General features: G+C 41.1%; 10 protein-coding genes and 1 pseudogene. 2 read left to right on the forward strand and 9 right to left on the reverse strand.

All coding sequences use genetic code 11. The features are described from left to right. Nucleotides 1-7: 7 nt before the first annotated feature. From N5O98_RS20295 to N5O98_RS20320, 6 genes are all read right to left on the reverse strand, one after another. Entirely contained in the window at nt 8-1,330 is a 1,323-nt protein-coding gene (locus N5O98_RS20295; RefSeq protein WP_055235142.1) for a glycoside hydrolase family 76 protein, read from the reverse strand. Between the two features lie 23 nt (nt 1,331-1,353). After that, nucleotides 1,354-3,273, reverse strand: a complete 1,920-nt coding sequence (locus N5O98_RS20300; protein WP_118161508.1) for a RagB/SusD family nutrient uptake outer membrane protein — start codon at nt 3,271-3,273, stop codon at nt 1,354-1,356. A gap of 11 nt (nt 3,274-3,284) precedes the next feature. Continuing rightward, nucleotides 3,285-6,716 (reverse strand): TonB-dependent receptor, encoded by a 3,432-nt coding sequence (locus N5O98_RS20305; protein WP_022199069.1) that lies wholly within the window; start codon nt 6,714-6,716, stop codon nt 3,285-3,287. A 158-nt stretch (nt 6,717-6,874) separates the two neighbouring features. Then, a complete protein-coding gene (locus N5O98_RS20310) occupies nt 6,875-8,077 on the reverse strand; it encodes a FecR family protein (protein ID WP_008642810.1) in 1,203 nt (400 codons plus the stop codon). Between the two features lie 113 nt (nt 8,078-8,190). Continuing rightward, nucleotides 8,191-8,763, reverse strand: coding sequence for an RNA polymerase sigma factor (locus N5O98_RS20315; protein ID WP_008642808.1), 573 nt, complete (start codon nt 8,761-8,763; stop codon nt 8,191-8,193). A 105-nt stretch (nt 8,764-8,868) separates the two neighbouring features. Further along, on the reverse strand, nt 8,869-9,858 hold the full coding sequence (locus N5O98_RS20320) for a glycoside hydrolase family 43 protein (protein ID WP_008649371.1): 990 nt from the start codon (nt 9,856-9,858) through the stop codon (nt 8,869-8,871). A gap of 164 nt (nt 9,859-10,022) precedes the next feature. On the opposite strand from N5O98_RS20320, the gene N5O98_RS20325 reads away from it, so the two are divergent. Further along, nucleotides 10,023-11,126, forward strand: a complete 1,104-nt coding sequence (locus tag N5O98_RS20325; protein ID WP_118161509.1) for a glycoside hydrolase family 43 protein — start codon at nt 10,023-10,025, stop codon at nt 11,124-11,126. Between the two features lies 1 nt (nt 11,127). Here the strand turns inward: N5O98_RS20325 and N5O98_RS27615 are convergent. Next, nucleotides 11,128-11,205: pseudogene (locus N5O98_RS27615) on the reverse strand (hypothetical protein); the annotation flags it as partial. A 40-nt stretch (nt 11,206-11,245) separates the two neighbouring features. Beyond that, on the reverse strand, nt 11,246-12,808 hold the full coding sequence (locus N5O98_RS20330; protein ID WP_118161510.1) for a sulfatase family protein: 1,563 nt from the start codon (nt 12,806-12,808) through the stop codon (nt 11,246-11,248). Nucleotides 12,809-13,092: 284 nt separating this feature from the next. On the opposite strand from N5O98_RS20330, the gene N5O98_RS20335 reads away from it, so the two are divergent. Further along, nucleotides 13,093-14,907 carry a glycoside hydrolase family 2 protein gene (locus N5O98_RS20335; RefSeq protein ID WP_118161517.1) on the forward strand — a complete coding sequence of 605 codons (1,815 nt, stop codon included), beginning with the start codon at nt 13,093-13,095 and terminating at the stop codon, nt 14,905-14,907. A 91-nt stretch (nt 14,908-14,998) separates the two neighbouring features. Here N5O98_RS20335 and N5O98_RS20340 read toward each other — a convergent pair whose 3' ends face one another. Continuing rightward, nucleotides 14,999-16,516, reverse strand: a complete 1,518-nt coding sequence (locus tag N5O98_RS20340; RefSeq protein ID WP_118161511.1) for a sulfatase family protein — start codon at nt 16,514-16,516, stop codon at nt 14,999-15,001. Nucleotides 16,517-17,160: the final 644 nt, after the last annotated feature.

The following is a 17,160-nucleotide window of genomic DNA, read 5'->3' on the forward strand; positions in this document are numbered from 1 at the left end:
GTTACAATTATTTATCTGCCGGAAACAACAACATCAATGCCGGTATTCCGGATGCACTATAGCTGTCAATAGTAGCGCCTTCTATCTGTGCCTTATGATATTCGCCACCACACAAATTACGTGTCCGGTCGCGATTAGCCCAGCCGTAATTAATGTTACGTTTCAAGAACGGTACGTACTGGGTCTGGCCACAATCATTCACCAGCATGGCCATGTATTCCGCAAAGATAGCGGTATAAATACCCTGTTCCACGCCACTCTCGAACGGCAGTAAATCATACGTTTCGGACATGGTATTCATTGTATAGTCAGCTCCTAAAATTGCATTGTCCAAATATGTTTTCTCACCGGTAGCTTTATAAAGCAATAACGAAGCTCCGATAAAAGTGGCCTGATTGTATACATGGTCCGACCATGCCGGATTGCCTTCACCATGCTTGCTGTCGGCAACTTCTCCGGTATTGCTGTCTACCAGATTCTTCACAGCCCATTCATAGATTTCTTTTCCTTTTGCCAGATAAGCTTCCTTCGTTTCATAATGCGGACGGGTAAAATCACCGTACTTATTACTCCAGCTTTCCGGATTCGGATCAGCCACACGATCGGCAGGAACGTTGTTGTAAAGGGTCAATGCAGCTACCACAGTCGGGAAATTGATACAAGCCATCTTACCATCGCTGGCTGCATTTTCATTCGGATTGCCGATAGGCTGCCATTGCCAGAACATACCTCCACCCAAATTCTTTTCAGGATCTGCATAAGAACCCGTATCACCTACGCGGGGAGAACCGTACCATACACGTGCAAAACTTGCTTCTGCCAGACTGCGATACTCTTCCACTTTAAATAATTCGTAAGCACGTGCCAAAGTAATGGTCCACCACTGTATATCATCATAGATAAACCAGCCGGTATTCTCATTATTATCGTCGAAATCAAAGTTTACATAATGTGCTTTATTTCCGGCAAACAAATCATCACACAACTGCTTGTATTTGTTTTCTCTTTCCGTATCCCCTTCCGCTTTTGCACGTTTATATGCGTTCATAGCCATATCCCAATAGATCGGTTGGCACCAGATAGCAGCAGCTCCGTTATTACGGTCAGTAGCAGCAGTATAAGCGGTACTTGTTTTATAAATGTTCTTATCGGGATCCAGCAAGTTATCATTAAATGCTTCATAGGCAGTCCAGGTATCCGCATTGGTATACTCCGGTACAATCTCGTAATCCGGGGTATATGGCTTTGCCTGTTTATCCTCATTGCAAGAGGACATACAAAGGACACCGGACATGAGACAAACTGCAGAGAAAATATATTGTTTCATCATAATTTCTATTTTATAATCAGTATTTAGAATCCTGTATTCTGAACCAAGTTTTTATCAATATCAATTTCGCCCTGTGGTATGGGGAAGAAGTACTGACGGTCAAAAATACGCTTCACAATCTCCGTACGTTTGAAGAATTCATTTCCGTCATAATTGACATTCATACCGTGAATTGCTTTGTTGAAATACTCATTTACCAATCCCCAGCGACGTACATCAAAATAACGGCAGTTTTCGAAACTCAATTCAATGCGTTTCTCCTTACGAATCAGCTCCATGACTTCTTCCGTTGTAGTCGGTTTAGGCAGATTGACTGTTTCACCGTAGCCCGGAATGCCCGCACGCTTACGGATCATGTTCATATACGTCCAGATGTCTTCATGAGTCGGGCTGACATGAGCAAGCGCTTCGATATAGTCAAAATAAATATTAGTCAGACGCAAGAGCACACAAACCAGATTCTGGTTACGGTCACCGGAATCCATACATTTACGTACTAAATAACCTGTACTCGTATAGTCATTGCTACCTTGTTCCTTACCACAGCTTCCGCTATAAGTGAAATCTACTATATAACCGCCTTCTGTTCCTTCAAACCATTTTGAATTACTAAAGGTTATGTCTGCATAGAAACGAGGTTCACGATTAACATACATCATTCTGGTTCCTACCGGTGCATATAAAGTACCGTCTATTCCTTTGTATTCTGCTGTAGAGACTCCTTCTTCTACATAATCGGATTTTTCGTTGATAATCGGAGTGACACCGTCAGCACTATAACCGGAAATAGGGGATTCTCCGTTTGACATGAAATAGGCATCTACCATTTCTTGGGTTGCTCCCAACAAGCTACCACCCCTATAGTTGGTCGTATTACCGGATCTATTCGGCATACGGTCGTACTGCATGGTTCCGGCAGCATTATCCAAACGGTAGAAAATCATTTCTTTATTGTTACCCATTTCAGAAAACAAGGTTCTTACTGCACGGCGATAAGATTCCGTCGGACTGAATCCTTCCGAGTCCGGACCGGAAACAGCAACACCGTCCTTATTGGTATACATCAAATGATAACGACTTCCGTAATTAGAGAAGAAAGTGTTACATTCATCAATCACTTTCTGCCAATTGGCACGTTTGGTAGCTTCATCCGGTTTGTTAGGGAACAGCTTTGTTCCGTCCGTATTAGCCAAGCCTGAATAGTAAGTGCACTCTCCGTTAAACAACCAGCTGGCACGATAAGTCAATGCTTCAATGATAAACGCCTGTGCAATCGCCTTGTCAATACGGCCATATCCGGACACTTTGTCGGTAGAAGCATTGTCCAATAAACCATCGTTTTGTGCACCTTTCAGTTCTGATACGATAAAATCAAAACACTCATCTACCGTATTGCGCGAGAGTTGCAACTCATCACTCGGAGTATCCATCGGAAAATCCTTTTCAAGCAAAGGAACCGGACCATAAGTACGTACTAAATAAAAATAATAGATCGCCCGCAAAGCTCTTGCCTCCGCTTTCCATTGATTTCTTTCTGTAACAGTCAGCGGTGCCTGATCTACATTTTCTGTAAATACTGCCGCTTCATGAATACCTGAAAACCAACTCTTCCAGCGATATAATACCATTGTTCCTTCAGTCGCATCGATAGAGTTGTTATTTATCAGTTTTTCCTTTTTGTCATTTGTCCACTCCGCCTCATCGCTAGCGCCCGTCCAAGGACCGGGAGTACGGTACAGACTTGTTTCATGCACCTGACGTTGGTTAAATTCATCCGGTAAGAATGTGTATACATTCGAAAGATACCGCAAGGCTCCATCTCTGGTTGTGAAAATCTCCTTGAGTGATAAACGGTCATCAGGCACCTGGTCAAAATAGTCATTACAAGATGTCGTCAAGAGACACGCCAGCAAACTTACGATTATATAATTATATTTTTTCATTATCTTTTTGTTTAGAATGTGAAATTAATACCAACTGAATAAGAAGTCGTATTCGGATAAGAAGCACCATTATCGGTATTCAACTCCGGATCCCACAATTTGAAGCGACTCAAAGTGAACAGGTTAGTTCCCATTACATATACAGCCGCATTCTTCAGATGAACTTTATTCACCCAGGGTTTCGGCAGATTATAAGAGAGCTGCAATGTCTTCAGACGCAGGAAGTTCATGTTACGCACCCACCAGGTACTTTTCTGGAAGTTATTAATGCTACTGGTTGTTTCGCTTCCATAAGACAAACGCGGATAAAAGGCATTCTGATCCGGATTTTCCTCTGTCCAACGGTCGTCAATGTTAGAGTAGAGGTTACCGCTACCACCACCGCCATTAAACGGATTAATACTGCTACCGTTCAATACACGTTCGGCTCCCGCTACGCCCTGAAACATCATGCCCACAGACAAGTCTTTCCAGCCTACTGTAAATCCGAAACCATAGACAGTTGTCGGCACATCTCCACGAGAAATGTAAGTCTGGTCGTACGCATCAATCTGACCGTCATTGTTCAAGTCCTTGTATTTGATATCTCCGGCTTTCACTGTTCCAAACTGTGAAGCAAACGGTTTGGGAGTAATGGCTTTATTGGCAGCCGACAAAGATTCCCAACGTGCCATATCATCTATTTCAGCCTGAGTGAACAGTCCCTCAGCAACATACCCTTTCGCTCCATTGATGTTACGTCCATATTGGTTCATCCATTCGTATTTCTGTTCCGGCAATTCTCCCTGAATCCATTTATCCTTATTAAAGGTGACATTACCCCGAAGCGCAATTACCCAGTCTTTATTGATACGCTTGTTATATTCGATTGTTCCGTCAAATCCCTTATTTTCTATGATACCGATGTTTCCGTAAGGAGCAGATGTGTTGTACCCCAAGAATGAAGGCATAGAATGTTCACGCTTCAACAGAATGTTTTCACGACGTTCCTTAAACAAGTCGAACACAATAGACAGGTCGTCATTAAATAGCTTAAGGTCAATACCCAAGTCTTGTTTGCGAGATTCTTCCCAGATCAGGTCAACAGCCATATTCACTGTTTCATAACCGGCCCACTTAGTTCCATTCGGTCCGAATTTATAGCCATAGTCTCCATTCTCTTTCATCTGATCCAGATACATGAAACGACGGTCGGAAACTTCGCTATTACCCACTTTACCATCCGTATAACGTATCTTCAAGAAAGAAACTGCCTTCGACAGAGGTTGCCAGAATTTCTCATTTGAAACAACCCATCCTACACCAAATGCAGGGAAAGTTCCGAAACGATGTTTAGGTGAAAAGTTCTCGGCACCGTTATAACCGATGTTGAATTCTGCGAAGTAACGGTCTTTCCATGAATAAGTGGCACGACCGGCAATACCCATCATACGATACGGAATCGCATCTTCCAATGTCCCTTTCGGATATAATAGTTTGGATTGCTGATTGAACAGGAATAACGCACTAACACGATGATCGTCGTTGAATGTCCGGTCATAGTTCAAGGAAGCCTCCAAATAGGTCTTTTTGTTACCACTCGTTTCCTGTTTATAGCTTAACACGTTACTTCCTTCATAAATACGTTGCAGAATAGGTTGTCCATTCATATCGTAAGGAACACTAGTGTCCAGGAAGTTGTAGGTAGACTCTGCACGGTCCTGATGTACATGTATCTCATTGTATACGTCGAATGCATACATAGCAGTCAGTTTCAGTCCTTTCGTAAGCATATCCAAATCCTGTGTGACGCGCAAATTAGAGTAAATCTGATTTTTCGTCAGGTTGTCATAACCACGACGTGTAGCCTGTGAATAAGGGTTGTTAAAGTTATTATTGGTTGAAGTTCCCGGCACAAAGGCTTCTCCGTTAACAAAGAACATCTTCGGATATTCAACCGGTGAGATAGACATTGCCGCATTATACAAATCGGCAGAAGAGATGGCCGGATAGTTTCCTTCTCCCAGATAACCTTGCGCACCGATCTCGACCTTAGTAGTAGGAGTTACGTCGATATTCAAATTGGTAGTAAAGTTATAACGGCTATATTTCATTTTAGAATCATAGGTGTCGATATTCTTATCAGTCACCGTCATACCTGTCTCATTAAAGTAGCTGACTGATGCATAATAAGCGACTTTCTCGCTACCACCGCGTACATTTACATTCACACGGCGATTATGTCCCCAATCATTAAAGATTTCTTTCAACCAATCCACATTCGGATATAGATAAGGATCCTTACCAGCAATCGTGTTACGTATCTGATCTTCTGTATATTTCGTAGCAATACCGTCATTACGCATTGCCTCGTTGGCTGCATTCATATAAGTGATACCATCTGCCAAATCAACCATCTTCGTGAAACGGGTAAACGATTCATAATAATCCGCGCTCACTGTCGGTTTTCCTACCTTTCCCGGTTTGGTTTTAATCAAAATTACGCCATTGGCACCACGTACACCATACACAGCTGTTGCTGATGCATCTTTCAGCGTTGTCAACGATTCAATATCTTCCGGATCGATGTCATTGAACGAACGTTCCACTCCATCCACCAATACTAGCGGAGAAGAAGTGTTGGGAGTGGAAATACCACGAATCCAGATATCAGCAGCATCTTTTCCCGGTTCTCCTGTACGTTGTACAGCCACAACACCCGCCAAACGACCTGCCAATGTAGTTGTTAAACTGGCAGAAGGCGTCTTAATATCTTCCATCTTCATGGAAGACTGTGCACCGATATTACTTATTTTACGCTGGGTACCATAACCCACAATAACAGTCTCTTCCAATTCGTTGACCTGTTCTTCCAAGGTGACATCATAAATGTTGGTCGAAGCATTGGTTCGTATTTCAGAAGTTTTAAACCCGATATAGGTAAATTTAAGCACTACGCTCTTCTTGGTTACGAATATCTCATACAAACCATCCATATTTGTAATCGAACCGTTTGCATCTCCATCCACAGTAACGTTGACCCCAATAAGCGGCTCTCCTTTTATATCAGTGACACGTCCGGATATTTTCCGCTTATTCTGTTGCTGTTCGGTTGAAGCAGGGGCTTTTCCGGAAATAAATATTTGCCTGTCAGAGATCCGATAAGTACACGAAGTACCTTCGAAAAGTTCAGAAAGGATTTCTTCTATATTTTTATTCTTACTGTCGATAGATACCTTACGTTCTAAGTTGACAGCGTCATCTAAATAGAAGAAAACAAATTGACTACTTTTCTCTATTGTTTTAAGCACTTCTCTCAACGTCGAGTTACTCATGCTGACCGAAAGGGTCTTAAATTGAGAATAATTGTTGTAACTTGCGAAAGAGTAGTCTATTCCGAGAAGTAAAAAGCACAGGAATAGCCCGAGAACCTTACTCTTTCGTTCTCTAATTGCATTTTTCATATTAAACATGTTAAAAATTTCTCATAATATTATTTTCTGTATATAAACATTCATAGGCACACAAGTCCCATCTGGATGATAGTTCGTATCATCCACTCTCTTCAATAATTACCATAAAATACGGGAGTTAGATTAGTTTATTATCTTATTTTTTATATCTATTTCTTTACTACTCGATACGTTTTATATTGTTCATCATAGGCATAAGAAATTGGTGCAACAAAGGTTAATCCATTAATAACTGTTTCAAAGTTGTCTTTCAAATCGATTTTTCCGGAACATTTTATTTTACTTAGCGCTGGGTCAAATTCAACATTCACACCATAATAGGTAGACAGGCGTTGCAAGACTATTCCCAAATCGGCACTTTGGAAACAATAGAGTCCATTTATCCACGATATTGCCTGTTCTACATCTACTTGTGATATATTTTCCTTTCCATCGGCAGAACTGAACATCTGATTAGGAGCCAAAATCGCTTTCGGAGTCCGGGCTGTCTCTACCTGAACACATCCTTGCGCCAGCACTACACTTCTAATTGCTTCCGACTCATACGCCGTTACATTAAATTTAGTACCAAGCACCCTGACATTCATATCTTTGGTCCGCACATAGAAAGGGCGGTTTTCATCTCTGGCTACTTCTATGTAGATTTCTCCGTCCACATAGATTTCACGTTTATCTTTTTCAAACTCTACCGGATAAATCACTCTCGTGCCGGCATTCACCCAGACTTTAGATCCATCGGCAAACGTCAACACCGATCGCTTTCCACGCGGAATGACCAATTGATTGTAAGCTGCCGATTTTTCCTTTTGTATACTTTCCTGATTTGTTTTGATTTCTACGGAATCATACGTAATCTCCGTTTCTTTTTCTTTCAGGCTCACTACGTTATCTTCCGCCAAAATCAACAGTGTTTCTTCCGTCAGAGGCAAATCAGCTTTGGTATTCACTGCAAAGGTGGCAATATCCGGATCCAGCACCGAAGAATAACTCTTTAATAAGAAGAAACATCCCACGAGAATAGCAACACTGGCCGCCGAGCTCAATCCTATTAAGAAATAGTTCTTACGTTTCGCCTTCTCCTTATTTATATTGGTTGCCTGTATACGAATCCATAAATCATCCGTTTCCTCGTTTGAAAGTACTTCTTCTTTCTCTTTTGAAAAAACCTCCAAATATCTTTTTGCTGCTATATATTCATCTATATTAGAAGGATTCATCTGTTCAAATTCATCCCAGAACTTCTGTGTTTCTTCCGTAGGATGATTCATGGAAGAAATAAAGAAATCATTCTGAAGGAATTCTTCAAAAGTATATAGGGAAAAATCTGTATGTTTTTGTTCAGAGTTCATCATTTTCATTGTCTTTACGTATGAATAACAGTTGTACTTTCATTTTATACTCACCTTTTCCGAAGTTTTTTCCACTTTTTTTTGATAGGCAGGAAAAATAGGTTGATTATTCTCTCTTATTTTCTCTTAAATAAGTCCCGGATACGTCCCAAAGCCCGTTGAATGGAGTTAGAAACAGATTGATTATTCATGTCTGTCACCTTACTTATTTCATCGATACTCATCTCTTTGATATATCGATAATAAATAATTTCACGCTGTCTGTCCGTCAATACAGACATCATAGTATGCACGGTTGCCTGAACTTGTTTTTCCTGTTCATTATTAATATATATAGTTTCCGGAGTGGAGGGGGATTCGTCAACCGTCTCTTCTCTCTCACCTATTTCATCAAACGAAAGAGAATCTGTTGTTTTTTTTAGCGCATTAAAAAGAGTGTTTTTCAACGCTACCGTCAAATAAGCTGCAATATTATCTGTTGGGGCTAACTTTGCACGATTCATGTGAATTTTCACAAACACATCATGTATGCAATCTTTAATTAATTCTTTGTCTGAAGTATATAATAGTCCGAATCGAAACAGATCTTGCACCGTTCGATTATAGATTTGGGTATACGCACTCGAATCTCCCTCGAGAAACCTTTTCCACAAAAGGGAGTCGGAAAGAGTGTGTATATCTAAGTTCATTATAATAAGTATGCTTGATTTACAAGGACAAAAATAAAACAATAAATCAAAAAAAGCCCATCTTTATTAAAATATTAATTATGGATGGGCTGAACTTTTCAGATTTTACTTCAATGGGCTTGCCTTTACTCCCTCGAAAGTCATCTTTATGGGTTTTATTTTTCCATCTTTATCAAAGTACATACGGTCAACGCAGGTCACACGAGCGTTTCCATCCGTTTCACCCAATGGATGGCGATGATAAATGATGTACCATTCATCCTCTCCCGGCCCTTTTACAACTGAATGATGACCGGCACCTGTTCCAATTTTGGGATCTCTCTGTAATATTTTTGCTTCTCTTTTGAAGGGTCCGAACGGTGAGTCGGCAATGGCATAAGCAACACAATAATCTGGTCCGGTCCAACCGCCTTCCGACCACATAAAATAGTATTTTCCGTTACGTTTCAACATAAAAGGTCCCTCTACATATTTTTCGGGGGTTACTTCCTTATAAAGGGTACCATCTTCAAACGGTACGATACTCAACAAGTCCGGGGCCAGTTTCACCATATTACAATGTCCCCAGCCACCATAATACATATAATATTGTCCGTCATCATCTTTGTAAACAAACTGATCGATCGGTTGCGCACCATTTACAAATTTATCAATCAGAGGTTTGCCTAACGCATCTTTAAATGGTCCGGCAGGATTGTCAGCCACAGCTACACCAATACCGCCCAGTTCATTATTGCTTTGAATATCATTCGCACCGAAGAATATATAATATTTATCATTCGCATGAATCACGGCAGGTGCCCACAAAGCACGTTTAAACCAACTAATATTCTCTTTTGATAACACTTTCGGGTGCTTTGTCCAGTTCACCAGGTCTTTAGATGAGAAGGCATCCATGAAAGTCTGTTCGTCATAAGGCGCCGAATACGTAGGATAAATCCAGTATTCATCTCCAAATACAATTCCTTCCGGATCGGCATACCATCCCGGAAATACAGGATTGCCACTCGTCTTCGGTTGTTGATTGGCTTTTTGTCCAAATACAGACTGGGAACAGCAAATAACACTAAGAAGAATAAGGTGCTTCAGTTTCATACAATATCAATTTTAAAGTTCGTGCCACAAAGATGAGAAAAAACAACTAGAAATTCAATAAATACAAACCAATTAAGGATAAATACTAACCAATCTGCAAAAAAAAGATGATTTATCAGGATTTTGTGCTTTCTTTGCAGTGTCATTATTAGATGAAAAATACCATGAAAAGCAGATTGTTATTACTAGCCGTACTTTTAGTCATTATTTGTGCATCCTGTCAACCCAAGAAGAAAACAGAGCCGGAAAAGGAAGCCGTAACAGGAGCTACTTATACAAATCCGCTACGTGAAAGAGGAGCAGAGCCATGGGCTGTTTTTTATAAAGGGAAATATTATTATACGCAAGGCTCTGAAAGCAGAATCATGCTCTGGGAGACCAGTGATATTACAAATTTGAATGACAGTCTTAGAAAGCCGGTATGGATACCAACCGATCCAAGCAATTCCCATCACTTATGGGCCCCCGAAATGCATCGCATCAACAACAAATGGTATATTTACTTCGCAGCAGACGATGGTAATATGGACAATCACCAGATTTATGTGATTGAAAACGAGGCTGATATTCCTACAGAGGGTAAGTTTGTCATGAAAGGGCGCATACCGACCGACAAAGATAACAACTGGGCAATTCATGCGAGTACTTTCGAACACAACGGACAGCGTTACATGATTTGGTGCGGATGGCAAAAACGAAGAATTGACAGCGAGACACAATGTATTTACATCGCTTCGATGGAAAATCCGTGGACTCTTTCTTCCGACAGAGTTCTGATTTCCAAACCTGAATATGAATGGGAGTGTCAATGGGTGAATCCCGATGGCAGCAAAACAGCCTATCCGATCCATGTGAACGAAGCACCTCATTTCTTCCAGCCGAAGAATAAAGATAAAGTATGCATTTTTTATTCCGCCAGCGGTAGCTGGACTCCCTATTATTGTGTAGGATTGCTAACAGCAGACGCCAATGCCAACCTGTTGGACCCTGCTTCCTGGAAGAAACATCCGACACCCGTATTTCAGCAGGAACCGGAGAATGAAGTTTTTGGCCCCGGCGGCAGTTCTTTCGTCTCTTCACCGGATGGAAAGGAATGTTATATGCTTTATCATGCCCGTCAGATACCGAATGATGCTCCGGGTGCAATGGACTCACGTACTCCCCGCTTACAAAAAATAGAGTGGGACAAAGATGGGATGCCTATACTGGGAATACCACAAAAAGAAGGAGAACCCATGGCAAAGCCATCTGGTTCTCCAATCAATTAGACTAATTACATTTTGTACTTTCAGGTCCAAGGTATGAACGTTTTAATCCTCCCATGTCGATGACTATTTTTTGAATAACAAAAGAATCTCACTGATACAGTAGTTCTAGTTATTCAGTTCTATTTTTTATCTTCAAAATGATAGTTATATGGATTCCGCTTAAAATGATAACGATTTCTTGGCACGGGCAATGGGTCTTGTACACGGAGTTCCCAAGTCATCAATTCTTCCAGCAATTCTATTTGTTTGGAGGCATATTTCTTTTTATTATAAAGGTTATTAATCTCGGAAGGATCGGCTTTTAAGTTATACAATTCACCACGGCCATAATTGTCAAGTACCAGTTTCCAGTCATCTTTGCGAACCATACGTTCAGTTCCGCTTTGTGTCCAGGTATTCAGTTCGTCAAAGTGAGCTATTTTATTGGGTTGCAAAGCCCCCTCTTTAACAAATGTCAACGGTTCATCCCGAGTAAAATCTTCACCACCGAAACCTTGCTGCACCATAATGCTTGAAAACTCTTTTTGGGGATATGACTTACCAGTCAGCATCGGCCATAAACTGCGTCCCTGCACTCCGATAGGTATATCTGCACCGATAGCCGTACAAATGGTGGGAAAGATATCAGCAATAGAAACATGTGCATCCATTGGAGCATTTTGCGGATGAATATCGCATCCTGCCCAGATCATTGGAATACGGGTGAGACATTCAGGCACTCCCGCACCTTTACGAATCAAGCCATATTCCCCACAATAATCTCCGTGATCTGACAGGATTACAAAAATGGTATTTTCATAAAGTCCGGCAGCTTTGAATCCTTCAATCAGACGTTTGGTCTGATCATCTATCAGGCGAAGCATTCCTAAATAATTTCCACGCAAACGAGGAAGATCTTCTGCCAGGTTCGGGCAGGCTGTATCTTCCAATTCCGCCAAAATCTCATACTTATTTCCTTTTTTAGATAAATCTTTCCGGCTAGTCAAGGTTGCCGGTATCTTTTCCGGAGAAAACATCGAGAAATAAGGCTCTGATATCTGATATGGATTATGCGGTTCAGGCATTGAAACCCACATAAAGAATGCTGAATCTTTTTGCAGTTTCGCCCAAGCTAAGGCTTTAGTGACAATCTTCACCGGGTTCTGCGCTTCTGCCGGGAAAGGAGTAGGTTCTAAATATTGTCCTCTCGCTTTATTATTCAGAAAATATGCAAAGTCCTTATCTTCTTGTGTATCACGCTGATTCTTTCCCCAATGAAAATATTCCTCACAATAATCAAAATCTTTCCCTTTCACATGCGCATGGTTCTTACCTACTAACGCAGTTTTATATCTTTGTTCCTTAAACACTTCGAGCATATCTTTCTTATAATACATGTCGGGAGTGTTGTGGTTCGTACGGACATGCGTAGCAGTCGGATAACGTCCTGTAAACATGGAACAACGCGCAGGCATACTAGCAGGAGCTACCGTATACGCTTTATCAAACCACACATTACTCAATGCCAACGAATCGGCAAAAGGAGTCACAGCCATCGGAAAACCTTCGCGACCACACAAATCAGCTCGCTGTTGGTCGGTCATGATGATAACAACATTGGGTTTGGGTGTTTGTGCCGACATTGGGATGATATTTATCATACCGGAAACAGCAGAGATTGAGAATAAAACTTTTCTATTCATAACATAATATCGTAATAAGTTAGTAACAAGAAGTGTATGAATTACTCACACCCAAAGTTCGGCAATCTTTCCGATAAGTTACGAAAATAGCCATTCAATAAAGGACAAAAATTAGTCAATAGTCCATTTTATTAGCAAAAAAGCTCTTTATTTGATCAAAAAGAAGAGAATTTATTGTTTTTTGAACGGCAAATTTCCTTTATTCTCTTTTAATTCCCCTTTCTTTGCAATATCCTTTTAAAGAATTTATATCTAATAACTAACTATATTTTTATACCATGAACATGAAAAAGAATTTTCTAACAATGCTGCTTGCATTGGCTTTATGCGGTTCGACTTTTGCTCAATGGAAACCTGCCGGTGACAAAATCAAAACATCGTGGGGAGAACAGCTTGACCCTAAAAACGTATTGCCGGAATATCCGCGTCCTATCATGGAACGCAACGACTGGAAAAACCTGAACGGGCTTTGGAAATATGCAATCACAAAGAAAGGTGATCCTACGCCTGCTGCTTACCAAGGCGATATTCTTGTTCCTTTTGCCGTAGAATCGTCTTTATCAGGCGTAGGTAAAATGATAAACGAGAAAGAGGAGTTGTGGTACCAACGCACTTTTGACGTTCCTTCTGCCTGGCGTGGTAAACAAATCCTGTTGCATTTCGGAGCAGTAGACTGGAAAGCAGAAGTTTGGGTGAATGATGTAAAAGTAGGCGAACACACAGGCGGATTTACTCCTTTCTATTTCGATATTACTTCTGTACTTAATAAAGGAAATAATGACTTGGTAGTAAAAGTATGGGACCCTTCAGATCGTGGCGAACAACCCAGAGGAAAACAAATAGCAAATCCTCATGGCATTTGGTACACTCCGGTTACAGGTATCTGGCAAACAGTGTGGTTGGAACCGGTAGCACCACAATACATCACTAATCTGAAAACTACTCCTGATATTGACAATAATTCTGTTAAGGTAGAAGTTGCCGCCAATACAACTTCTGCAGATAAAGTGGAAGTAAAAGTATTCGATGGCAAGAACCTTGTAGCCAAAGGCGCAGCGTTGAACGGAGTACCTGTTGAACTGGCAATGCCTGCTAATGCTAAACTGTGGTCTCCGGACTCTCCTTTCCTCTACAACATGGAAGTGACTCTGTATAAGGACGGAAAAGCAATAGACCAGGTAAAGAGTTATACAGCTATGCGTAAATATTCTATCCGCAAAGGTCAGAATGGCATCACTCGCCTGCAATTGAACAACAAAGACTATTTCCAGTTCGGCCCGCTCGACCAGGGATGGTGGCCTGACGGTTTGTATACTGCACCGACAGACGAAGCATTGGTTTATGACTTGAAGAAGACGAAAGACTTCGGCTACAACATGGTACGTAAGCACGTCAAAGTAGAACCTGCACGTTGGTACACTCATTGCGACCAATTAGGATTGATCGTATGGCAAGATATGCCGAACGGTGGTCCTAGCCCACAGTGGCAAGCACGCAACTACTTTAACGGCAGAGAAGTGATTCGTTCCGCTGCTTCGGAAGCTAACTACCGCAAAGAATGGAAAGAAATCATCGACTGTCTGTATTCTTATCCGAGTATCGCCGTATGGGTTCCTTTCAATGAAGCATGGGGACAATTCAAGACTCCGGAAATCGTAGCATGGACTAAAGAATACGATCCTAGCCGCCTGGTGAATCCTGCCAGCGGTGGTAATCACTATACTTGTGGCGATATTCTCGACCTTCACCACTATCCGGGCCCGAACATGTTCCTTTACGATCCGAGACGCGCTACCGTATTGGGTGAATATGGAGGTATCGGTTTGGTAGTAGAAGGAAACACTTGGGTGAATGACAAGAAAAACTGGGGTTATGTGAAGTTCAATACATCGGACGAAGTAACGAACGAATACATTAAATATGGCAAACATCTGTTGGAATTGATCCAGAAAGGATTCTCTGCTGCCGTATATACCCAGACAACAGACGTAGAAGGTGAAATCAACGGTCTGATGACTTATGACCGTAAAGTTATCAAGATGAATGAAGCTAAAGTCAGAGAAATCAACCAACAGATCTGTAACTCTCTGAATAAATAATAAATAGAATAATACTCTTTTCCTTGTTGAAACTAAAACAGCACCTCTGACGTCTATTCAGGGTGCTGTTTTTTTATTTTTTCAGAAATGCTTATTCTTCCTGCATGAAGTTCTTTACCTGATTCCAACTATTCTTCGTATCATTCGATACTTTTTCACCAGGAGTAGAACGGCCATTCTCTACATATTGCTTCATAACCCGCTTCATCTCTTTCACCTCATTTTCATAACGTTTATCACTGATAATGTTTTCTTTTTCCGAAGGATCTTTCACGATATCAAACAATTGCATCGGAGGGAATTTTTCTACATCGGAGGGTTTGACAGGATAGGAAAAGCCACCCGAACCTCCATAGAACACCAATTTCAGTTGGGAAGTACGCAAAGACAAATACCCCTCTCCCGCTTCGTGCACCAAGTCCTTACGCGCAGAAGCACCTTTCTTACTCAATATCGGCCACATACTGTAACTGTCAACAGCTTCTTCTGTCTCCAAATTGTGGTTAAGCATTTGGGCAAAAGTGGCATAAAAGTCTACCAATGAGACTAGAGAGTTATTTGTCTCTTTCCCATATTTTCCTTTCCAGGAGACAATAAGGGGAATTCTGTGTCCGCCTTCGTAAATATCGCTTTTGTAGCCTCTGTAGATGTAACTAGGAAAATGTCCTTTCTTTTCCATATCTTTCACGCCGATATAACCGGCACACCCATTATCCGAAGCAAAGACAATGATGGTATTATCCAGTTGTTTATTCTTCTTCAATGTTTTTACGATTTGGCGCACCATGTCGTCTATCATGACTACGAAATCGCCATAAGGACCGATACTGGTTTTGCCCTGAAACTCTTTCGAAGGCAATATAGGGGTGTGAGGAGCAGTAATAGGCAAATATAAAAAGAATGGTTTCTTGCTGTCTTTCTGCTCATTGATATAGTTCAGGCTATGACGAATGATGTTGGGAAAACATTCTTCCGGCTTGAAATCGGCTCCTGCCATTCCTCCGTGCATCAGTAATGCCAGATTCTTTTTCTGGGGTTCTATCACATGATCGGGGATAGAGGTGGCTTTGTTATTTTCCACATAAACATAGGGAGAAATATCCAATGAAGCGGGTATGCCGAAATAGTAATCAAATCCTCTGTCGGTGGGTCCGTTCTTGATCGGAAGCGAGAAATCTATATCTTTCATGCTTCTGCCATTGTTCGTATATCCCCAGTCCCAACCTAAGTGCCATTTACCGATACAAGCGGTATTATAGCCATTCGCTGAAAACATTTGCGCGATTGTGCGACGTTCAGGATCAATCATTGCAGGCGAATCGCCATCAAGACCACCTCGTTTCAGCTTGGTTCGCCACGGATACCTTCCAGTCAGAAGAGAATATCTGGAAGGAGTGGATAAAGCGGAAGAAGCATGGGCATCCGTAAAGGCAATCCCGTGCTCGGCCAGTTTGTCAATGTTAGGAGTATGGATTTTAGATTCGGGATTAAAGGCCGAGATGTCTCCATAACCCAAATCATCCGCCAATATAAATACGATATTGGGCGTTTGCGCTTTTACAGCAGCAGCTGTAAGAAGTGCAGAGGAGATTGTGATTAGTTTATTCATATATTGAATGTATTAAAGCTATAGTTTATGTATGATATAACCTATCTCTTCATGTTTTCCAACCGACATGCCCGGATTATCTGACTGACATCTCAATCGTTCCACTCCAGTAGACAAGTCTTTTCACTCCAGTGAACGAATCTATGCACTCTAGTGAACACCCCTCGTCACTCTAGTGGAACGATGGAGATGCTCTATCAATAACTGGACGATAACGAATGAAAAACATGCCGGCATAGGGTTGTTTGAATGATAAGTACCTTTCATCTGTTTTCAATGTAAATAAGATCAGCAACCATCGTCTATGCAATCATCATGAGAAATGTATGAGAAATGCAGGACGAATACAGGGCAGATGTATGAGAAATCATTGAAAAACGAATGAGAAATAGCCGTTTTTTAGTTAAAATATCTGTAAAAAGTATGAGAAATGCCTGCATAGAAAGCATTTCTCATACTATATATTACTGATTATAAACTCATTATCTAGATTTTATGAGAAATGAGAAATAAAAAAGACAAATCTCGGTTCTTCGTCAAATTTGGTGGTAATCTCTTTTTTATTTCAACTGTCTTCTTCTTTCTTAATCCTATTAAAAGTTGTAGATATGTTTGCTTTTTAGTAACTTTAAAGACACCACATC

It is taken from the genome of Bacteroides sp. LFL-34 (assembly GCF_027257075.1).
GTDB classification, from domain to species: domain Bacteria; phylum Bacteroidota; class Bacteroidia; order Bacteroidales; family Bacteroidaceae; genus Bacteroides; species Bacteroides ovatus.